Genomic DNA, 22,071 nt, shown 5'->3' with positions numbered 1-22,071 from the left:
TCTGACTTGAGAAAACCTCTATTCTGTAGCATGATGACTGCAAGAATAGAGGTTTTTTCATGCAAGTTTATTTAGTGGGCGGTGCAGTTCGAGATCAATTGCTTGGACACCCCTATCACGAAAAAGATTATGTAGTGGTCGGCGCGACGCCGGAACACATGCTTGCCCAAGGCTATCAACCTGTGGGTAAAGATTTCCCCGTTTTCCTTCATCCAGAGACCAAAGATGAGTACGCCTTAGCGCGTACAGAACGTAAATCCGGACATGGCTATCATGGCTTCGAGTTTTATACCGATGTCAGCGTAACATTGGAGCAGGATTTAATTCGTCGTGACCTGACGATCAATGCAATTGCAAAAGATCAGGATGGAAATATCTACGACCCATACGGCGGTCAACGTGATTTACAATTGCGCCTATTACGCCATGTATCCGATGCATTTGCGGAAGATCCGCTACGTGTATTACGTATTGCGCGTTTTGCAGCCCGTTATAAAGCACTCGGTTTTCGTGTAGCAGATGAAACACTTGAGTTAATGCGTCAATTGGTCACTTCTGGTGAGTTAAATGCGTTAACGTCTGAACGTGTATGGAAGGAAACATCTCGTGCACTAATGGAAAATCATGCCGATGAATACTTTGAAGTACTCAGAAGTTGCGGTGCATTAAAAGTCTTATTCCCTGAATTAGATGCACTCTACGGTATTCCTCAGCGCCCCGAGTACCACCCTGAAATTGACTGTGGCATTCATACCATGATGTCATTATATCAAGCTTGCCGTGCTGGCTATTCCCTTGATGTACGATTTGCAGTATTGGTTCATGACCTTGGTAAAGCACTCACACCTGCAGAAGAATGGCCACGCCATATTATGCATGAGGAACGTGGTGTTAAACCTGTATCTGATGTTTGTGATCGTTTAAAAGTTCCAACAAATACCATGCAGTTAGCAATTGCTGTATGTAAGGAGCATTTAAAGTGCCACCAAGCACTTACCCTAAAACCGGGTACTTTATGGCGCCTATTACAACGTTTAGATGTATTACGTCGCCCAGAACGTGTTGAAGCCTTTGTACAAGCTTGTGAATGTGATTCTAGAGGCCGTTTAGGCTTAGAAGACCGTGACTACCCTCAATCACGCTATGTTTTGGATGCTATGCAAGTGGTGCGTAATATTAAAGCACAGGATTTGCCGCCTGAGATTCAGGGACCAGATATTGGAGAAATGCTGATTGAGCGCCGAATTGCAGCACTTGGCGTTTTAAAAGCTAAATACACTGCTCTTGCTGATTAAGCACATTCTGAAATAAAAAAGCTTCTTTGGGAGCTTTTTTATTTTTGGCGAAACAGTAATAAAGATGTAAAAATAATAATAACAGCGTTAATGTTCATCTTTTTTGCAACAATCTTTACCATCAATCTACCAATAAAACATTTATGCTCTAACTAAACAATGGAGCAGTTGCTACATGCATGCCTATATTCGCCCACTTCAATTAGATACTGATCTCAAAGATATTCATCGTCTTACCTACCAACTCGGTTATCAAATTAAGCTTGAACGCATTCAAAAGCATTGGCAACTCATTCATTTAGATCCGCATTATCAAACATTGGTTATCGAATCTAATGCACAAGTCATTGGCTATGCAGGATTGATCAAACAATACAGCTGGGAATTTGAGGATGGTTTTTTTCGAATTCGAGCTTTTGTCATTGATGAGCAGTATAGAAGTCTTGGCTTAGGTAGAACACTGATGCAGGCTATTGAGAAAATAGCGATCAAACAAGGTTTAAAACGTATTTTACTTAATAGTGGCAATCGTCCCGAACGGTATCCAGCCCATGTTTTTTATAAAAGCTTAGGATTTGAAGCCTATAGTTTGGGCTTTACGAAATACTTAAAATGATCGGCTGATTTAATCATCAGCCTATCATTGAATAGATCTTATGAAATATCAGCGGTGAAAGTAATGACTTTTTCCAATTTCATTTGATTTTGCACCACCATTAGCAAGCGATCAATGCCTAAAGCGATCCCTGAACATTCGGGCATATTGGGTAAGGCAGCTAGCAAATACTCATCAATCGGCATGATATGCAAACCAAGCTTTTCACGTTCCGCATTATCCGCCTCAAAACGACTACGAAGCACATCTGCATCAATCAGTTCATCATAGGCATTGGCCAATTCTAAACCTTCGATATACAGTTCAAAGCGTGCCGCCACCAACTCACCGTCTTCATCAATACGCGTTTTTGCTAGTGATGCCATTTCAGGTGGAAAGTCCGTTAAAAATACGGGGGTATCAAACCCTAAACTCGGTTCTACCATGTGTGAAAACAATAAATCGATATAGGCTAAACGGTCGTCGCCTAAATCTAAATTTAAGCCCACACGGCGACAAGCATCTTTCAGCTCTTGTAGCGTTGCCTTAAGTGGGTTCAAATCCAAACGATCCATAAATGCGTGTTTATAACTATAAATGGTGGGTCTAACTTCACCAAAGCGATGTGCTAAAACAACATTTAATAAGTCGGTAACCTCTAACATTAAATCTTTCAGTGAAAATGCAGGTCGATACCATTCCAACATGGTAAATTCACTATTATGTTTACGACCATGCTCATCATCACGGAATACTTTGCAAATTTGATAAATGGGTCCGCTACCATGCGCCAATAAACGCTTCATAGCAAACTCAGGCGAAGTTTGTAAATAATGCGTGGCCTTTTTACCTAAAACATGACGCTGGGCTTGTACTGAAGCCAAATGCACATCCGTTACCCCTGCTTGAGATAAGACTGGCGTTTCCACTTCCAATACATCACGTGATGCAAAAAACTGACGTAACTGTGCATACATTTTTGCACGCGCACGCATCGCTTCTAAATCACAAGTCGGTTGATAATGTACATGACTCATGCTTTAGGCCCTCCATGCGCAGCCCATTCACGACGAAGCGGATAGGTTTTACGTAAATAGTCAAAAGCTTTTTGATCTACCTTACCATCCGCCAGACAGGCACGCAGATTTGCATCATCACGAGCAATATCATAAATTTCTGTCAGATGATTTTTTAGCGCTTCTTTTAGTGTCTGATTAACGAATAGTGCTTCGCAAGTGGGTAATTGCGTTTCAAATTGTTTGCTTGCAACATAATGAAAGGTTTTGCAAAAAGCCTCATAGATCATTTGTGTGCCACGTGCTTTGCCTTCTAAGCTATAACCCGCAATATGAGGTGTAACCAAAGTGATTAAGTTAAGCAATTCTTCTGAAATTTCTGGCTCATGTTCAAATACATCAAGCACGACTTGACGCTGATTTTTTTGAATATCTGTAATTAAATCCGCTTCTGCAACCACTGGCCCACGTGCAGAGTTAATCAAAATTGCATCTTTTTTCATTTGCGACAATGCAGATGCATCGATTAAGTGATAAGTCGAATGCTGAACATTTTTGGTCAACGGCACATGTGTTGAAATCGCATCGGCAGTTTTTAATAGTTCTGCAAATTCTACTTGCTTGACATGATCGCGTTGCACAAAAGGATCGTAGCCAATCACATTCCAACCCAATAGCTGTGCCATTGTCGCCAAACGTGAACCGACATTACCCAAACCAACAACACCCAAAGTAAAAGCATCGCCAGCGTCTAATAATTCAGGTTTTAATTTTAATAAAGCAGTAATGACATATTCTGCAACAGCTTGCGCATTACAACCTGCCGCATTTGACCATGTCATGCCTTGTTGCTCAATTGCAGCGATATCTAAATGATCTGTTCCAATCGTTGCACTACCCACAAATTTTAATGATGATCCAGCAATAAGCGTTGTATTTACTTTCGTTACAGAACGAACCAAAAGTGCATCCGCATCTTGCACATCAGTTGCCGTTAAAGTGCGACCTGCTTTTTGTTGTATTTCACCAAATTCTGCAAAGAAATATTCGGTATATGCCAGATTTTCATCTGCAACAATTTTCATAATACATTCCACTACTGTAATGGCACTATGATAACGCTTTGGCTAGACGCTGACTATTCTCTCTTCCCTCACGCCCAGACCTACTAAGATAAAATAAGCCACATCTTATTCAATTCGTACTCTGCCTTAGCTTTATATAAAGCTAAAACCATGTCGATTTTTTGATTGGGCAATGCTTCGTCAAACTATTGGCAATAATCCGCTTTTTGATCTTCAATTAATGACAATGCGGCATTCCAGGCCACCCTAATAATAGGCTCTGCCTGTGGACTTTCAAATTGTTTGAGTGTGTGTTCACGCACTTCTGGACTAGGATAATGCAATGATGAACTGCTCAAGGCTTTAATCTGAATTTGGCATGCACGTTCTAAAAAGTAAATTTCATGAAAGGCTCGTGCAACCGTATCACCTGTTGCCAGCAACCCGTGATTACGTAAAATCATGCACCGATAATGGGCCATGTCTTTCACCAAACGTACCCGCTCTTCAGTCGAAAAAGCAATCCCTTCATATTCATGATAAGCAATATTTTGATAAAACTTCAGCGCATGTTGTGATAAAGGTAATAGGCCTTGTGTCTGTGCTGAAACCGCAATACCATCCGCAGTATGGGTATGTATTACACAGTTTATATCTGCCCGCGCATGATGTAAGGCGGAATGAATTACAAAACCTGCAACATTAACCATTTTACCTTCATCATAATGTGCGACGATGTTCCCTTCATGATCAATTTTGACCAAATCTGAAGCGCGCATACGATCAAAGGTAACGCCATATTTATTAATTAAAAAATATTCAGGCTGATGTGCTAAACGTAAACTAATGTGCGTATCAATTAAGTCAGTCATTTTATAATAAGCAATCAAACGATATAAGGCCGCCAGCTGACAACGTGCTTGCCATTCCTGTTCATCAATTTCTAGTGGTTTATCCATTTCTCACTCCTTATTATTTGATAACTCAGCGACTTTTTATTTGATTATTCGTATGAATTATTCTTAGCAATTTTATCATAGTGCTACCACGAATCTCTTGTTTCAGACTACAGTCTATTTCATACAGATTTATGGTTACTATGCTTTTATCGCATTTAATGTTGGACTTAAGCAAAGTACTTCAATAGTAGAATGTTTATTTGTATCAAGTCTATCTATTCTTTCGGCTCATGAATGGATATTGGCCTAAATGAGACACAAAAAAAAAGCCCTTGTTTTCACAAGGGCTTTTTTGAATTTGGCGGAAGCGGTGAGATTCGAACTCACGGAGGGGTATAAGCCCTCGTCGGTTTTCAAGACCGGTGCATTAAACCGCTCTGCCACGCTTCCATGGGCGCTATCATATAAATATTCTTTCAGAATGGCAAATATTTTTCAGATATTTCATAGTAATTTAGCACTGTTTAATTATTTTTTATTCAATTCAACGAGAGCGACATGTTTTTTAGGCATTCATGTACATTTAAATGTCTTACTCAGCATTGTGTTCTAGATCGTTAGCGTCTTTATAAAACAAAATACAAGCGTGGATTTTGCCTTAGAAATAGACGTCATCTTAGCGTGAGCATTTTAAGACGACTTTGCTATCAACAACAAATAAAATTCCAAGTATAAAAAAACCCAATCTTTCGATTGGGTTTTTTGAATTTGGCGGAAGCGGTGAGATTCGAACTCACGGAGGGGTATAAGCCCTCGTCGGTTTTCAAGACCGGTGCATTAAACCGCTCTGCCACGCTTCCATGTTGCGCATCATATAAATAAAATGAGTGCTTGGCAATTATTTTTCAACAATTTCGGTTTGAGTGCTCAAAATAAAAACAAAATACTCATTCCACAACTGTACATATCGCTTGTGAGGAAACGATCAGCAAAAACTCCGTGCTGAATCGAATAAGATCTTTCAAATCAAAGCGCTTGATATTCAGCTTCAGCGCCCTATGATAGTAGCAAGCCGATAACAGCTCATTCTTACTACGGCATCGTTTATCACACAAATTGGAGACAAATCTTTTGAATCGAAAACTACTCACAGCTGAAGGTTATCAACGACTACAAGATGAGTTAAACGATTTGGTTCGTAAGGAACGTCCTGAAATCACCAAAATTGTGTCTTGGGCTGCCAGTCTTGGCGATCGCTCAGAAAATGCTGACTACCACTACAACAAAAGAAAGCTACGTGAAATTGACCGTCGTATTCGCTTTTTAACCAAGCTGTTTGAAGTGGCACATAAAGTCGAATACAGCCCAGAGCAAGCTGGTAAAGCATATTTTGGCGCGTGGGTTGAACTCGAAAATGATGATGCTGAACGCATTAAATTTCGTATTGTCGGTGATGAAGAAATATATGGGCGTAAAGATTATATCTCTTTGCAATCTCCTGTAGCCAAAGCCTGCTTAGGCAAATCCATCGATGATGAAATACAAGTACAAACACCGAATGGTAAAAAAAGCTGGTATATCATTCAAATTCAATATGATGTACCAGCCTAATCTCAATTCAAGATTGCCATTAAACCCCAAACACTGTGTATGTATTTGTAGGTAAAGCTAAGCTTACTTTATACATAGTAAATGGTGCGCTTCTTAGAAAATTTATCTAGCTGTTTTAAAAAGCCTTCAAAATAATCTTTTTCTTTCTCTTCAGTTCGATAGCCAGCATATAAGGTGCGACGCAAACCCGTTGCTGACACACAATCTAAACGGCGTGAAGTCACCCAGCCTTTTTGTTCATATTCATTTACCACCCAATCAGGTAAAGCAGCAATACCTCTACCACTTGCGACCAATTGAATTAACATTTGCGTTAAATCTGTGGTACGGATTTGCTTCGGCAAAATATTTGCAGGTATAAACAAGCGCGACATAATATCCAAACGATGCTTATCGACGGGGTAAGTTACCAATGTTTCATCTGCAAGCTCTTGTACCGTAATATCTTTCGCTCTAACTAAGGGATGCGTATTCGACAAAACTAAACGTGATTCATATTCAAAGATGGGAAAATATTCAATGCCTTTTAGTGCAATAGGATCCGCAGTAATTAATAAGTCAAACTCCCCTGTTTGTAACAGTTCATGCGGATTCGCCTCAAAACCTGAGGCAAAGTCTAAATCGACATCTGGATACTGCTGGCGATATTGATTAAGCAAAGGCATGAGCCAATCAAAACAACTATGACATTCTGAAGAAAAAGTAATTCGACCCGTTTGCCCATGCACAATACGCGTAATATCCGATTGGGCAATTTGCACTTGAGGTAAAATTTCATCGGCTAACTTTAATAAACGTTGCCCTACATTGGAAAAACTTACCGGGCGACTGCGACGGTTAACCACCTCAACACCAAACCAATGGTCAAGCTCTTTAAGTTGATGCGAAATCGCAGAAGGTGTGAGACACAAATCATTGGCTGCTGATACCAAAGAGCCATGCTCTCTTAAAGCAATCAGCGTTTTTAAATGACGAAGTTCAATCATGGGAGATCTAGATGTAATAATCAATGCAAACACTATAAGTGAATATTTTTCATCTTTCAATTTTAATCATTAGATTCCTTCACAAACAAAGTTTTCTTCCTTTCAAATACAGTCCTCCTATATGTGGAATTCCGTCCAAATCCAGATTCTCAACGACAGACTTGCTCTGCAAATCAAATAGCATCAAGAATGCTTTAAATGGCTAGCCTTAATACAGCGACATTTATGGATCAGGGATCTATCAAATATAGGCATCAAATTTTTAATAGCTAAAATCGTAAATATGACTAAAAAGTGTCAATGAAAAATGGGACATGATTGGCTGTTATTTCCTGCAAAAGCACAGCAATTTTTACTTATCAAGCTGAACACTAAAATTTGCATAAATTTCATACATTAGATCAACTCTTTTCTTCATATATACATCCTGAATTTTATTTAAAAATCTCAGTTTTTAAAGCTCTCATGATGGCCTAATCTTATCGGTAGTTATCGCTTAAGCTCGTTGTACTGTTAATGGCTTATTTACAACTATCGTTTTCACCTATAAAACAAGTTAATTTTGTCTATTTTTACAATCAAGCATACAACAATATCTCGTTGTTATTTATTGCATATTTAGTGCATTTTTTTTAAAAGTAGCCCAATACTCCAAAGTTTAAATTGAACCATCAAATACACTGTAATATACGTAAAATCTGAGTTTATTTAACGCATAAAATAAGTCCATTTAAGATACAAAACAGCCTCGTTTCAGGTCATTTTTTGAAGAATGACATTTTCAATTTAATAAGATTTTTTGACATATTTACTTTCATTTTCAAGTATCAAAATTTACACAATTCGCTCACTTTTAACACAACACTTGTACCACCATATTTTGCAATTTTTTTTATTTATTTATTTCAATAACTTATATTGTTAATTTTTAAATATTTTCGTACAAAATTTGACAAGCATTTTTTTGCTCTTTATTATGCGCACATCTTTTAAGCGAATTTGTTTTTTCATCAGTGTAGAAATTCTACATATTTCCCATTTTTTCCTAGTCATTCTGAATGACGTTCATGACTGCCCAACCCTTATTGAATTTATCAAACTTGAGAAAGTATGAGGCATTTTTTGTCTTCACTTTTTAGGGCATAAATTACTTGTAGCGGAGACAACATGCACAGTAGTTCAACTTCTGGGTCGAGGCTTTGCCTTAACTCTTTAAACTCTCTCCCTTTAAAAGCATTTGTATTTAGTACTGTCTTAATTCCGTTTCACAGTATTAATGCAAGTAAGACAACCCATCAATATGATTCGGTTGTAAATAGCAACAAACTAATTGTCGTATCAGTTGCAGATGTAAGCACTGCCTTTAAAGATGGCCAGCACTTACATGGCTTTGGTTATGATCTTGCGCGCAACTATGCAGAAAGCATCAATGTAAAACTTGATTTTAAAATTGTTCCAGACAATGCAACCGCTTTAAAAATGGTATCTAAAGGTCAAGCCAACTTCGCCATGACCACCAGTAGCATTCAATCGATTGAAGCTAAGCATTTAACTTCATTTTCTGCGAGCTGTGGCGATACCGTTTCACTGCAAAAAAATGGCTTAAATAGCAACCTGAATTGGGTTTTTAAAGACGCCAGTGATCCACTTAGCCAAACTGCAAGTGGTTTTATTTGCCGTGCAAAGCAAAATGGTTCTATTGGGCAATTAGCATCTTTTTATAATCGTAATGTTTTAAAGCAAGATGCGCTCAACACGATCCAACGGGATCTGAGCAAACGTATGCCTATATATAAGGCAAGCTTTAAGAAAACTGCACAGCAATATAATCTTGACTGGCATTTATTGGCAGCTATTGGTTATCAAGAGTCATATTTAAAACCGGACTCTGTATCACCTACTGGCGTACGCGGGCTGATGATGCTGACCAACAGCACAGCGAAAGCAATGGGTGTAAGTAATCGCACAGATCCAGCGCAAAGCATCCAAGGCGGTGCGAAGTACTATGATCAAATGCTGGCACGATATGCACATATCCCAATGCCTGACCGTAACTGGTATGCATTGGTTGCATATAACATGGGGCCAGGTGCAGTTTCGCAATTGCAAAGCAAAATTAAAGCTCAGGGTAAAAATCCAAACAAATGGGTGAACCTCTACACTTATTTAGACCGTAACAAAGCCAGCAATGGTCGTTATCGTCAAGCTGTACAATATGTCACACGTATCCGTGCCTATTTAGAGCATATTAAGACCACACCGCAATTGGTGAATATCTAAAGCTAGTTTTATACGCCTCGCTCAAAGATCGAAAAAAAAAGCTTACCCAAGGGTAAGCTTTTTTGATTTGAAGTGATTCACTTCATCTCATGAGTCTTAAGCCGTTTGCTCAAGTACTTTTTTGAATAAGTCTTTTTGTTCTTGGCTAGGCTTTGCAGTTTGCAGTGCCATCAATTGTGACATGTCACCTTGAACTTTTATTTTGCCTGTCATGAATGCTTGCATAGCTGCAGCCATATCAAACTCAAGGAATACTTTACGTAAAGTTTCAGCATCCATGTTTAGCGTTGTTTTTGCGTTTGCAGATAAGCCTTTTTTAATTGCGCCACCGTCTAAAGACAATTCAGTATTGCCAGAAGCGTCTGCAACAACCAAATTAATCGCAAGATTTGCCAGAGCTGGTGGTAAGTTTAAGTCACCTGCTTGAGCAGTTAGAGTTTCTACAGTCGAAAACCAATCGTCAGTTAAAAAAGCTGGCATGTTCTATCCTCAATCTCTTTGTTCGTGTGTGCAGCCTATCCAGACAGCATTTTAAAAGAAGCATTTTTTGCTTGTCGCTTGTTATAGCATGATCACCTGCAAAATAGCTAAAGAATTTTGCACGCACCGTTCAATTTTAATCAAAACCATACAACAATGAATAAAATCAAATACATAAAAAAAGCACCTGAGTTTCAGATGCTTTTTTGAATGCCTTTAGAACTTAGTCCGCAACAAAACCTAAATTCACCATGTTAATGCGTTTGCTTTCGCCTTCTGGTGCTTCTTCAGTTGAGCATGCACCCTCTTTGAAGTCAAACTCACGTTCACTATCTAGCGCTTCGAAATCAAATAATTCTCGGTCAGCCAATTGTGATGGTGATACATTTTGCAATGCACCAAAAATGCTGTGCAAACGTTTTGGATATTCTTTATCCCAGCTACGAAGCATATCGTTCAATATGGCACGCTGTAAGTTTTCTTGCGAGCCACATAAGTTACATGGAATGATTGGAAACTTGCGCATTTCAGCATATTTGATAATGTCTTTTTCTTCCACATAAGCCAGTGGACGAATCAAGATATTCTTTTTATCCGAAGATAAAAGTTTTGGTGGCATCGCTTTTAAGCTACCGCCATGGAACAAGTTCAAAAAGAAAGTCGCCAAGATATCATCACGATGATGACCTAAAGCCACTTTAGTTGCACCAATTTCTTGCGCAAAACCATACAAAGAACCACGACGTAAACGAGAACACACAGCACAATAAGTTTTACCTTCAGGGGTAAGTTTTTTTGTGATGCTATAAGTGTCTTTTTCCAAGATATAGTACGGAATGTTATTTTCTTCTAAATAACGTGGCAGTACTTCTTCAGGGAAACCTGGCTGTTTTTGGTCAAGGTTAACTGCAACCACATCAAAGTTGATTGGCGCAATGCGTTTAAACTGAAGCAAGATATCCAGCAAGGTATAACTGTCTTTACCACCAGAAATACACACCATAACCTTGTCACCATCTTCGATCATTTTAAAATCGCGGATCGCATGACCGACTTGGCGACGGAGCTTTTTCAGCAAACGATAGTAAGCTGAGCTGGTAGGCAGTTCAGGCTTGAAATTAAATCCTTGTTCGGACTCAACTGGCGAGTACATAGACGAGATTAACCCATAAATAAAATAACCGCGCAATTTTAGCTGATTCGCTCTCTCACCGCATTAAAAGAATGTAAATTCCATAAATTGTCAAAATACAGTCATAATCAAGTAATCGAAGCGCGGTAAATTTGAACGCTTGCGTCTGTTTTTTAGCCAAGATGCTTATCTTTTGGACTTTTCCACAGTTTTCCACAAAAGCTGTGGATAACTTTGTGGATTCTAAAAGGCTTGACAGCTTGATCCACCCTTATTTTAAGGCTTTCATTTAGATTGATCATTTTTTGATCAATTTAATATTCCTTAAATATCAATACCTTAAATGTGTCAAGTTATGCTCATTAAAAAAAAATAAATATTTTTTTTGATTATTGAATCAGCAAAATGACTTGCTTTTTACAAACTAGCCGATAAATAAACAGATCAAAGCTTTTCATCGCTTTTATTTTTGCTACACTCTATTTGTACTGTTTGGGGACAGAAGTTTTTTCGACGACGACAATGAAAAATAAATCAAAAAATTTTGCATTTTGCATTTTGGGATCAGTACTGTCTTTCGGCATGGTTGAAATAAGCCATGCAGGAAAAATTTATATTTATAAAGATAAACAAGGCAGCACCCTACTCACCAACCGTCAAAGTGCAGATAAATCACTCACAAAAGTGAAAGTGACCTATTATCCAGACAGTAATATCCACACTTATAATAACTGGGGATCAAACGAATCTTCAGTTTTGCCCAGCTATAGCCGTAACAAAAATGCCTTCGACCACATTATTAAACAGGCCGCTCAACAACACGGTGTTTCTGAAGGTTTAATTAAAGCCGTCATGCATACTGAATCTGGCTTTAATGTGAATGCCCGTTCCCCAGTCGGTGCCCAAGGTCTAATGCAACTGATGCCAGCAACAGCTCGACGCTTTAATGTGTCAAATGCTTATGATCCATTTCAAAACATTATGGCAGGTGCACGTTACTTGGCATGGTTAACCAAGCGCTTTAATGGCAACACGTCTTTAGTTTTAGCTGGTTATAATGCAGGAGAAGGCAATGTGCAAAAGTACGGCGGTGTGCCACCTTTTCGTGAAACACAAGACTATGTACGCCGTGTGACCAGTCGCTATAACAACTTATATGCAAACGGCGCAAGTACAATCAGCGATTACAATACCAGTACGGCATCAAATTCAGGTGCAGGCAAAATCATTGCTAGCTCAGCCAATTATGAGCAAAATGAAACATCGACTGAACTTAAAGCCAGTAATAAATATCAGCGTCATGTAATTCAAAATGCGAGCAATAGCTTTACTGATGCACCAGGCTCCTATACCACGGCCAATGCGACTGCCTCTGCACATATCTATTTTAAAGATTAAAAAGACAGCATTTTTCTTTTTTCTGAGAGATTTACTAATTATTTCTTGAAATTATTAGACTTTCACCTCATATTGAACTTAATGATTATGATTTGTAGATCAGATTATTTTTCCATAATACGAGGATTTTCTCAATGATGCGGATTGGTTTGTTCTTGCTAACCAACCTCGCGGTACTGATTGTAGCTGGCATTATTTTGTCACTCTTCGGTGTCGGCAGTTACCACGGCGCAGGCGGCTTACAGCTTGGCAACCTAATGGTAATCTGTTTTGTGTTTGGTATGGTTGGTTCTTTAATTTCTCTATTCATGTCTAAATGGATGGCGAAAAAAACCACTGGTACTGAAATTATCGACCCGAACGCACCGCGTAGCCAAGCTGAAGCGTGGCTTTTACAAGAAGTTGCTCAACTTGCGCAACGTGCTGGCATTAAAATGCCTGAAGTTGGTATTTTCCCCTCTTATCAATCTAACGCTTTCGCAACAGGTTGGAACAAAAACGACGCACTTGTCGCTGTTTCAACGGGTTTGCTAGAACGTATGAACAAAGACGAACTTCGCGCTGTATTGGCACATGAAATTGGCCACGTAGCCAATGGCGACATGGTGACCTTGGCTTTGGTTCAAGGTGTAGTCAACGCCTTTGTGATGTTCTTTGCACGTGTTGCAGGCGATTTTATTGACCGTAATGTCTTTGGTCGCGAAGAAGGTGAAGCACCTGGTATCGCTTATTTTGTGATTACGATTGTGCTGGATATCGTGTTTGGTATTCTTGCTTCATCTATCGTGATGTGGTTCTCGCGTTATCGTGAATACCGCGCTGACGAAGCGGGTGCTCGCCTAGCAGGCAAACAAGCCATGATTTCTGCATTGTTACGTTTACAAGCAGAATCTGAAATGCCAGATGCGATGCCTAAAGAAATGAAAGCTTTTGCGATTTCTGCAGGACGTGAAGAAGGTTTTAGTTTAGCTGCTTTGTTCCAAACTCACCCAACGATCGAACAACGTGTTGCCGCATTACAGCAATTAGATTGCCCATAATGTTAGCTTAAGTATTCGATGAAAAAAGCCTCCTTCGCGGAGGCTTTTTTAATGTCTGTATTGTTGTTTAAATACATCACATTTAAAAATGCTGTATCCATTGCCACAACCAAACACCACCCATCCACATCGCAAATAAAAATAATACAATGAACAACAGCCCCAACAAGTCTGGAATATGAATCCAGATCCACGCCACAATTGGATTACGCCAAAAAGCTGAATGTTGCTGTTTCTGTTCTAATTGTTCGTGCAAGAAAGGATGCACCACATGTGTATCACTACGAATTTGATATTCTTCACGAATATGCGTATGTACCACATCTAAGGCCTTGCGACTTGGACGAATAAAAACATCAAATACCGTTCCTACAATAGGAATAAAGCCCACAACAGCATCTAACATTGCCATTTTCATCACAGGGTTTAGTTTTTGCTGTGGTACACCAATTTGCTTGGCTTTCATAATGGCATAACAGGTCAAAACAAAACCTGCGATGTCTCCTGCAATTGGAATGGTACTTAAAGCAGCATCCGCACCTACGCCTTGCTTGGTAAATGGAATCCTTATGACAGAGTCCATCATGTTGGCAAATTTAGCCAAGTCACGTTCTAAGCGAATCACCTCTTGCTCTGACAATTTTTTTTCAAGATTTTTAATCTGTTTATTTTCGGTCATTGTATTGTCCAAATGCGATTAAATCAGGCAAAACATAAGTTATAAATCCATAGTAACTTACTTAAAGTAATAGCTGAGAGGCAATAAATAAATACACCAATACACCAGAGGCGTCACAAATAGAAGTCACTAAGGGTGCAGATGCACTGGCTGGGTCTAGCCCCATGCGGTTTAATATAAATGGCAGACTCATACCAATCAAACAACCCAACATCACAATTGCCATCATACTGAGTGCCAACACCAAAGCGACCATTTCATCACCACGGTAATAGCCCAATGCAGAGACGGCAATTGCCATCGTGGCGCCAAGACATAATGCCACCAAACTTTCACGGCCAATCAGATAAAACCAGTCTTTAAAATGCACATCCCCTGTTGCCAAGGCACGCACCATTAAAGTTGCAGATTGTGATCCTGCATTTCCGCCACTGCCAACCAATAAAGGTAAGAAGAACACCAATACTAAATTTGTGGCAATAATATCTTCAAAGTGTGCAATTCCAAATCCCGATAGCAAACTGCCAAATACTAAAAACACCAGCCAAAATACCCGCTTTTGATAGAGCTGAAAGATTGGCGCTGTTTTTAAACTCAGTTTGCTATTGGCATTGACCGCACCCGCTTTTAAAAAATCTTCAGTGGCTTCTTCACTGACCACATCCAAAGCATCGTCATAGGTCACAATACCCAGTAATTGCATTTGATCATTCACAATTGGCAAAGCAATAAAATCATAATAACTAAGCTTTTTAGCAACGCTTTCTTGGTCATCATCCACATGTGCATAAATTACTTCTTTATGCATTACATCGGCAATGATGTCCTCAGGATTGGCTAAAATCATTTCTCGTAATGAAATCACGCCTTTCAGTTGTTTGTGTTCATTCACGATATAAATTTGGTACAAGGTATCTGGATTAGACGTATCTTGTCTGAGTTGTTCTATCGCCTGCTGAATAGTAATTTCCGCAGGCAAAGTCGCGACATCCAAACTCATAATCGCGCCAGCGGATTCTTCCTGATATGCTGCTAAGGAACGAATTTGTAGTCGCTTATTTAAACTGAGTCGGGTATATAATTGCTTTTGTACGATGGGCGATAATGCCTTGACCAAATCTGCACTATCGTCTGAATGCATTTGCTCAATTATTTCAACCAAATCTGCAATATTCAGTTGCTCAGCTAATTTAACGCGCTCGGCTGGGCTATAAAATGAAAATACATCAGCCTTATTTCCCAATAAATGCAATAACTGCACCTGAGTGCTTGGCTTAAATTGCTGTAGTACCAGTGCAATATCGGCTACATTTAAATATTGTAATAAATGATTAGCCTGTTCATATTGTTGGGACTGGATTGCGATTTTTATTTGCTCAACTAAGTTTTCTCTTTCAACCATCATCGCCTCCACTTATTTATGCATTCATGTCATCTTCATTTTTTATAAATTTTTACTACATTCTTTATACTCATTATGCCCTCAAGTCGGCTTATAAAAGCCCAAAAGTACAATAAATAAATATTCTCAATGGGTTTAAAACGCTTGTACTGATTGGAGATAGAACCTCAAACTGCAGAGCACTCTACACACGCAAAAACCATAAGACCCAGCCAAAGTAAAAATATTTTTAAATTATGCGCAATTTAATCACTAAGCATAATGAAGTGCTTTATTTAGAGATAATCTATATTTTCCTTAAATCCAATCATGGCTTCAGTTTACATTTGTAACATATAGGCACGCTTGCAAAGGCATGCAGTCAATCAAGTTGTATTTATTTTTTAGACTTGTTGCATGAGCTACATTTTTTATTCATGTTTTTAGTATATAAGTACAAAGTAATTTCTGTGTTTATGCTCAGTCTATTTTGGCTGATTTAAAGCGTTGGCGCTCGTAGCTTAACCTATAAATGGAACTTTTCAGCGCAATGGAAAGTAATTAAATTATGCTCTCTAAATATTTTATCCAGCGCCCTATTTTTGCTTTTGTACTGGCCATTTTTGTGATGGTTGCTGGTGTATTTGCATTATTAAATTTACCTGTAGAGCGTTATCCAGATATCGCGCCACCGCGTATTTCCATTAGCGCAACCTATTCAGGTGCAGATGCGCAAACTGTAGAAGAAAGCATCACCCAAATATTAGAGCAGCAAATTACAGGGCTGGATCATTTACTGTATTTTAGCTCCAGCAGTGATGCCAATGGCCGTAGCCGCATTAATATTAGTTTTGAAAATGGTACTGATCCAGATACAGCGCAAGTTCAAGTACAAAACTCTATTAATAGTGTATTAAGTCGCTTACCAGATGATGTCCAACGCCAAGGGGTTAGAGTCCTCAAGTCTTTAGGTGATACCTATATGGTGATTGGCCTATATGATGAGCAACATAAAAGCAGCAATATTGAACTGTCTGATTATTTATTGACGCATTTAGAGAGCGAATTAGGACGCGTTGAAGGCGTTGGTGAAGTTGACGTATTTGGTTCAAAGTTTGCCATGCGGATATGGTTAAATCCAAATCAACTCAAAAAATACAACCTCATCCCAAGTGATATTCAAAAAGCAGTTGAAGCACAGAATACGCAAGTGGCTGCTGGTGGTATTGGTGAACTTCCTAGCGCACAAGAACAATATTTAAATGCCAAAGTCAGTTCGGGCTCTCGTTTAAAAACGCCTGAAGAATTTCAAAATATTATTTTAAAAGCCAATGTTGATGGTAGTTTTGTCTATTTAAAAGATGTTGCACGAGTAGAGTTAGGTGCAGAAAATTACCAATCTTACAACAGCATTAATGGTTATCCTTCTGCAGGTATGGCTATTTCTTTAGCCTCTGGTGCTAATGCCATTCAAACTGCAAAACGTATTCAAGACACCGTCGACCGTTTGTCTAAGTCTTTACCAAATGGCTATAAACTGGTTTATCCAAGCGACAACACACCATTTGTCCGTGAATCCATTAAAGAAGTGGTCAAAACATTATTTGAAGCCATTCTTTTGGTTATTGTCGTCATGTTCCTGTTTTTGCAAAGCTGGCGTGCAACTTTAATTCCTGCCATTACTGTTCCTGTCGTACTTTTAGGCACAATGGGTGTACTCCTGCTTTTAGGTTTGAGTATTAATACCCTCACCTTATTTGCACTTGTACTGGCCATTGGCCTACTGGTGGACGATGCCATTGTGGTGGTTGAAAATGTTGAACGGCTGATGCACGAACAACATTTAGATGCCAAACAAGCGTCTTTAGCTTCTATGCATGAAATTAGTGGCGCACTGGTGGGTATTACCTTGGTGCTCACTGCTGTATTTATTCCAATGGCATTTTTTGGTGGTTCTACTGGGGTCATTTATCGTCAGTTTGCACTGACCTTAATTACTGCCATGTCGATCTCACTTGCAGTCGCGTTAGTACTTACACCTGCATTGTGTGCACTTATTTTAAAACCAACGACACAACCATTTACTTGGGCGACGCGATTTAACCGCTTGCTTGAAGCTATAAAACATCAATATGTAAAACTTAGCCATACCATTATTGATTTTAAATGGGTGAGCTTTGTAATCATTGCTGCACTTATTCTTGTGTTTGCACTGTTTTATCGTGCCTTACCAACCAGCTTCTTACCCAATGAAGACCAAGGTCGTTTAAGTGTACAAATTACCTTACAAGACAATGCACCAATGTCACAGACCATGAAAGTGGGTGAATCGGTTCGTGATTATTTCTTAGAACATGAAAAAAATAATGTTGATCTGGTTATGCTCCGCTATGGCAGCAACCGTACGGGTACAGGTCAACACATGGCCCAAGGCTTTATTAAGCTCAAGCCGTGGGATGAACGTAGTGGGCAAAAAAATAATGCCAATGCTATACGTGAGCGTGCGAATGCTTATTTCCGTAGTCATGCCAATGCCAAAATTAACATTACTGCACCGCCAGTTGTCATTGGCTTAGGAGATACCGACAGCCTAAGTTTTTGGATTCGTGATATTAATGGTCAAGGTCGTCAATTTTTAAATCAGCAATTCACGCAATTAAAGCAAGATTCTGCGCAATACTCAGGTTTTGAAAATCTTGATAAAAAAGCTGCGCCAGACAAAGCCAAATTAGAGGTTAATATCGACCCTAAAGCGGCCATGTCTTCTGGCCTCGCGATGGCTGACATCAACAGTACATTATCAGCTGCATTGGGTGGTAAATATATCAATGACTTTATTGATAGAGGCCGAATTAAACGCGTCATGATGCAAAGTGATGCGCCCTTCCGAGCTACACCAGAAGATTTACAATACTGGTCTGTACGCAACAATCAAAATGAAATGGTACCCTTTGCGAGCTTCTCAACCATTAATTGGTCTGGTGGTCCAGAATTGGTCAACCGCTTTAATGGTTATAGTGCACTTGAAGTTAATGCAGACAAAACTGCAGCTGTTAGCTCAGGCCAAGCAATGCAACAAGTCGCAAGCTTGGTAGATCAAGCCAAAGATATTGATTTAGCTTGGAGCGGACTGTCTTTTGAGGAACAAAAAACCAGTAATCAAGCACTGTTTTTATATGCAGTTTCTATCGGATTTATTTTTCTATGTTTAGCGGCTTTATATGAAAGTTGGTCCATTCCTGCTGCAGTCATGATTGCAATTCCTTTAGGGATTGGAGGCTGTGTGATCTTTTCATTCTTGGGCGGTTTCCCAAATGATATTTATTTCCAAATCGCACTGCTCACAACCATTGGTTTATCGTGTAAAAATGCCATCTTAATTATTGAGTTTGCTGCAATGGCACAGCGCGAAGGCAAACATGTGATTAATGCAGCTATAGAAGCAGCTTCATTACGTTTTCGTCCTATTCTAATGACATCATTGGCCTTTGGTGCTGGTGTTATTCCGCTGATATTTGCACAAGGTGCTGGCGCAGTCAGCCGTCAAGAAATCGGCCTGGGTGTATTTGGTGGAGTGATTTTTGGTACGGTCTTGGTTCTCATTTTTATTCCTTTTGCCTTCGTGATGATCCGCACATGGTTTAAACCCAAAGCCAGCCCAACAAAATAAAGTTTCTAACATAAAAAAGACGCAAAATGCGTCTTTTCTTATGTGCTACCGATCAACCTACAGTTTAGACAAGATGATCTTCAATGACATCATTTGGGCTGTACTGTAGATGTCGTATTCTGCGCCACTTCAACAACATGCTCAACGATAGGCTCCACTCTTGTTTGTATGTCGGCTGTCACTACTTTCACTTGAGGCGTTTCAGCATGCGGTTCACTCAAATGCTGTGCTGCTGGATGATCAGTATTGCCTTCTTGGGCTTTCACTGTAGATGTTGCTTGTACGACTTGCTCAGGTTCTTGCATATTCACTGCTGTTACTACTGGGGTTGCAGCCACTGCTTGTACGGTAGCTTCAGTCGGTTGCACAGGTGTTGCAGGTGTTGCAGGTGTTGCAGGTGTTGCAGGTGTTGCAGGTGTTGCAGGTGTTGCAGGTGTTGCAGGTGTTGCAGGTGTTGCAGGTGTTGCAGGTGTTGCAGGTGTTGCAGGTGTTGCAGGTGTTGCAGGTGTTGCAGGTGTTGCAGGTGTTGCAGGTGTTGCAGGTGTTGCAGGTGTTGCAGGTGTTGCAGGTGTTGCAGGTGTTGCAGGTGTTGCAGGTGTTGCAGGTGTTGCAGGTGTTGCAGGTGTTGCAGGTGTTGCAGGTGTTGCAGGTGTTGCAGGTGTTGCAGGTGTTGCAGGTGTTGCAGGTGTTGCAGGTGTTGCAGGTGTTGCAGGTGTTGCAGGTGTTGCAGGTGTTGCAGGTGTTGCAGGTGTTGCAGGTGTTGCAGGTGTTGCAGGTGTTGCAGGTGTTGCAGGTGTTGCAGGTGTTGCAGGTGTTGCAGGTGTTGCAGGTGTTGCAGGTGTTGCAGGTGTTGCAGGTGTTGCAGGTGTTGCAGGTGAGCCTAAAGGCTTCCACTCATAATGACCAGTACTAAGTTCTACAATTTCACCCACCCCAGGAAAAGGCAAATGCGGTGCAGCAATCCAAGTATGAGCCTGTGCATACTGTGCAAATAATGATTCACGTGTGTGACTGGCCTGTACAGGATCAGTATCAAAATCAACCGAAAGTTTAGGTTCAATAAACTGTAAAGTATGCGAATGGACAATATCACCAACAAAGACCAATGCCTTATTTTGGCTCTTTAACAAATAAGAATAATGCCCAGGTGTATGTCCAGCGCTTTGTATAACCTCTATGCCATTAATATCTGAACCTGCTTTAAATGTCCTTAAACTTTTAGACAACTGATAAGGTGCCAATACCGCCTTAATTTGCGCTGCTGTAGCTTGATAATTTGCTCGCTTGTCTTCTGCAACACTTTGCGGAACTTGCTCTGCCGACCAAAAAGCAAGCTCGGGCTCACTCACATATACCGTCGCGAGTGGAAAAACAGCGACATTATTTTGCGTCAAACCACATACATGATCTAAATGTAAATGCGTCAGCATTATGCTATTAATATGCGATAGTTTATAACCTGCTGCCTGAATATTCGTGGCCATCGCACCGAGTTTATCGCCCATACAACTCCCTGCACCATTATCTACAAGGGTTAAATTACCGTGACGATCATCAATTAAAAACGCATTGACACTGGTAGGCAAATACTGGGATTGAGACAAGTTGGCTTTTGCAAAAACTTGTTGTACCTCTTCTGGGCTCAGATTTTTATTAAACAAACTTCCTTTTAGATCAATCGAGCCATCACGTAGCGCAATCACTTTATATTCACCAAAGTTAAATGCAAAATAACCTTGCTCAGTCAGTGCTTCATTGACGACTGTCGCTGTTGTAGGTTGCACTTCGGTGGCATTGGCCTGAAAAGTCAAACAAGCCAATAGGATGAGGAATATATTATTTTTCATGGTACTGCCTTATCAAAACGCTACCTCAATCTAAACTGAAGTAGTAATCTTATTATTCAATGTCGTTATAGGAATTTTGTGCGGCAATTTTGCCTGATTTTTATGCATTTTTTAAGTCTTAAACTGACTTTAATCACATTAAATTTTAAATTTACTGCTAAAAGCATGTGTTTTAGTGTAATTGTCTTACTCAATTTTCAGTCACATTTAAGTTATGCCTCATAAAATGAATGAAATATAAAACTTTCACCATGACACATGAGTAGCTATTCCCCATACAAAGGCAAAACTGGCGTTAAGCGTATTTTAAACGCAACTCAATATTCTATCGCTGGTTTTAAAGCCGCATTTCAAAATGAAGCCGCATTTCGACAAATCGTGTTGATAAATGCGATCCTTATTCCAATCAGCTGTTTTCTTCAGGTGAGTCGTGCAGAACATGCCCTGATGATTGCGGTCTGCTTGTTTGCACTTATTGTTGAGTTATTTAACTCTGCAATTGAAGCTGTTGTAGATCGGGTTTCTTTAGATAAACACCCCCTTTCTAAAAATGCCAAAGATATGGGCAGTGCTGCACAATTTGTCGCATTAGCCATTATTTTCTTTACTTGGCTCATTATTCTTTGGCCAAATCAAAGCTAAATACTCTATAAATATAGTGCAAGACTAATGCGAATAATCAATAAAAAGCGGGCCAA

At 39.6% G+C, this 22,071-nt stretch carries 17 protein-coding genes and 2 tRNA genes; 8 read left to right on the top strand and 11 right to left on the bottom strand.

From position 1 onward, the window contains the following. Nucleotides 1-59: 59 nt before the first annotated feature. Both C9E88_RS05005 and C9E88_RS05000 read left to right on the top strand, forming a co-directional pair. On the top strand, nucleotides 60-1,295 hold the full coding sequence (locus tag C9E88_RS05005) for a multifunctional CCA addition/repair protein (protein ID WP_106986424.1): 1,236 nt from the start codon (nucleotides 60-62) through the stop codon (nucleotides 1,293-1,295). Nucleotides 1,296-1,470: 175 nt separating this feature from the next. Continuing rightward, on the top strand, nucleotides 1,471-1,911 hold the full coding sequence (locus tag C9E88_RS05000) for a GNAT family N-acetyltransferase (RefSeq protein ID WP_106986425.1): 441 nt from the start codon (nucleotides 1,471-1,473) through the stop codon (nucleotides 1,909-1,911). Between the two features lie 38 nt (nucleotides 1,912-1,949). Here C9E88_RS05000 and epmA read toward each other — a convergent pair whose 3' ends face one another. The 5 genes from epmA to C9E88_RS04975 form a co-directional block, all read right to left on the bottom strand. Further along, nucleotides 1,950-2,927 carry an EF-P lysine aminoacylase EpmA gene (gene epmA, locus C9E88_RS04995; RefSeq protein WP_106986426.1) on the bottom strand — a complete coding sequence of 326 codons (978 nt, stop codon included), beginning with the start codon at nucleotides 2,925-2,927 and terminating at the stop codon, nucleotides 1,950-1,952. Beyond that, the gene (locus C9E88_RS04990) at nucleotides 2,924-3,991 is read right to left on the bottom strand and encodes a 4-phosphoerythronate dehydrogenase (protein WP_106986427.1); all 1,068 of its coding nucleotides are present in this window, start codon (nucleotides 3,989-3,991) and stop codon (nucleotides 2,924-2,926) included. The genes epmA and C9E88_RS04990 overlap by 4 nt, the downstream gene beginning before the upstream one ends. Nucleotides 3,992-4,176: 185 nt before the next feature. Next, the gene (locus C9E88_RS04985) at nucleotides 4,177-4,929 is read right to left on the bottom strand and encodes a class II aldolase/adducin family protein (RefSeq protein ID WP_106986428.1); all 753 of its coding nucleotides are present in this window, start codon (nucleotides 4,927-4,929) and stop codon (nucleotides 4,177-4,179) included. Nucleotides 4,930-5,228: 299 nt separating this feature from the next. Then, nucleotides 5,229-5,319, bottom strand: a tRNA-Ser gene (locus C9E88_RS04980). 319 nt (nucleotides 5,320-5,638) lie between these two features. Then, nucleotides 5,639-5,729 (bottom strand) — tRNA-Ser (locus tag C9E88_RS04975). Between the two features lie 271 nt (nucleotides 5,730-6,000). Here C9E88_RS04975 and greB point away from each other — a divergent pair. Next, nucleotides 6,001-6,480, top strand: coding sequence for a transcription elongation factor GreB (gene greB / locus C9E88_RS04970; RefSeq protein ID WP_106986429.1), 480 nt, complete (start codon nucleotides 6,001-6,003; stop codon nucleotides 6,478-6,480). 68 nt (nucleotides 6,481-6,548) lie between these two features. On the opposite strand, the gene C9E88_RS04965 is transcribed toward greB, so the two are convergent. After that, entirely contained in the window at nucleotides 6,549-7,466 is a 918-nt protein-coding gene (locus tag C9E88_RS04965) for a LysR family transcriptional regulator (RefSeq protein WP_106986430.1), read from the bottom strand. A 1,167-nt stretch (nucleotides 7,467-8,633) separates the two neighbouring features. Here C9E88_RS04965 and C9E88_RS04960 point away from each other — a divergent pair. After that, entirely contained in the window at nucleotides 8,634-9,746 is a 1,113-nt protein-coding gene (locus tag C9E88_RS04960; RefSeq protein ID WP_106986431.1) for an MltF family protein, read from the top strand. 96 nt (nucleotides 9,747-9,842) lie between these two features. Here the strand turns inward: C9E88_RS04960 and C9E88_RS04955 are convergent, their stop codons facing one another. Both C9E88_RS04955 and ttcA read right to left on the bottom strand, forming a co-directional pair. Then, the gene (locus tag C9E88_RS04955) at nucleotides 9,843-10,226 is read right to left on the bottom strand and encodes an SCP2 sterol-binding domain-containing protein (protein WP_106986432.1); all 384 of its coding nucleotides are present in this window, start codon (nucleotides 10,224-10,226) and stop codon (nucleotides 9,843-9,845) included. Nucleotides 10,227-10,449: 223 nt separating this feature from the next. Next, nucleotides 10,450-11,379, bottom strand: coding sequence for a tRNA 2-thiocytidine(32) synthetase TtcA (ttcA, locus tag C9E88_RS04950; protein WP_106986433.1), 930 nt, complete (start codon nucleotides 11,377-11,379; stop codon nucleotides 10,450-10,452). 501 nt (nucleotides 11,380-11,880) lie between these two features. Between ttcA and C9E88_RS04940 the strand changes: the two genes are divergently transcribed. Continuing rightward, complete coding sequence (locus C9E88_RS04940) at nucleotides 11,881-12,756, top strand: lytic transglycosylase domain-containing protein (RefSeq protein WP_106986434.1); 876 nt, start codon at nucleotides 11,881-11,883, stop codon at nucleotides 12,754-12,756. A 134-nt stretch (nucleotides 12,757-12,890) separates the two neighbouring features. Next, nucleotides 12,891-13,796, top strand: a complete 906-nt coding sequence (gene htpX / locus C9E88_RS04935; protein WP_106986435.1) for a protease HtpX — start codon at nucleotides 12,891-12,893, stop codon at nucleotides 13,794-13,796. Between the two features lie 82 nt (nucleotides 13,797-13,878). Here htpX and C9E88_RS04930 read toward each other — a convergent pair whose 3' ends face one another. After that, nucleotides 13,879-14,475 (bottom strand): DUF4112 domain-containing protein, encoded by a 597-nt coding sequence (locus tag C9E88_RS04930; protein ID WP_106986436.1) that lies wholly within the window; start codon nucleotides 14,473-14,475, stop codon nucleotides 13,879-13,881. A gap of 61 nt (nucleotides 14,476-14,536) precedes the next feature. Continuing rightward, nucleotides 14,537-15,877, bottom strand: coding sequence for a magnesium transporter (mgtE, locus tag C9E88_RS04925; RefSeq protein ID WP_227865867.1), 1,341 nt, complete (start codon nucleotides 15,875-15,877; stop codon nucleotides 14,537-14,539). A 547-nt stretch (nucleotides 15,878-16,424) separates the two neighbouring features. On the opposite strand from mgtE, the gene C9E88_RS04920 reads away from it, so the two are divergent. Then, nucleotides 16,425-19,526: a multidrug efflux RND transporter permease subunit gene (locus C9E88_RS04920; protein WP_106986438.1), complete on the top strand. Its 3,102-nt coding sequence runs from the start codon at nucleotides 16,425-16,427 to the stop codon at nucleotides 19,524-19,526. An 89-nt stretch (nucleotides 19,527-19,615) separates the two neighbouring features. Here the strand turns inward: C9E88_RS04920 and C9E88_RS17590 are convergent, their stop codons facing one another. Beyond that, a complete protein-coding gene (locus tag C9E88_RS17590) occupies nucleotides 19,616-21,373 on the bottom strand; it encodes an MBL fold metallo-hydrolase (RefSeq protein WP_167514208.1) in 1,758 nt (585 codons plus the stop codon). A gap of 258 nt (nucleotides 21,374-21,631) precedes the next feature. Between C9E88_RS17590 and C9E88_RS04910 the strand changes: the two genes are divergently transcribed. After that, nucleotides 21,632-22,015, top strand: coding sequence for a diacylglycerol kinase (locus C9E88_RS04910; RefSeq protein WP_106984551.1), 384 nt, complete (start codon nucleotides 21,632-21,634; stop codon nucleotides 22,013-22,015). Nucleotides 22,016-22,071 lie beyond the last annotated feature (56 nt).

It is taken from the genome of Acinetobacter cumulans (assembly GCF_003024525.3).
Lineage (GTDB): Bacteria > Pseudomonadota > Gammaproteobacteria > Pseudomonadales > Moraxellaceae > Acinetobacter > Acinetobacter cumulans.
The sequence above is the reverse complement of the archived record's forward strand: the minus strand, read 5'-3'. Positions and strand labels throughout refer to the sequence as shown.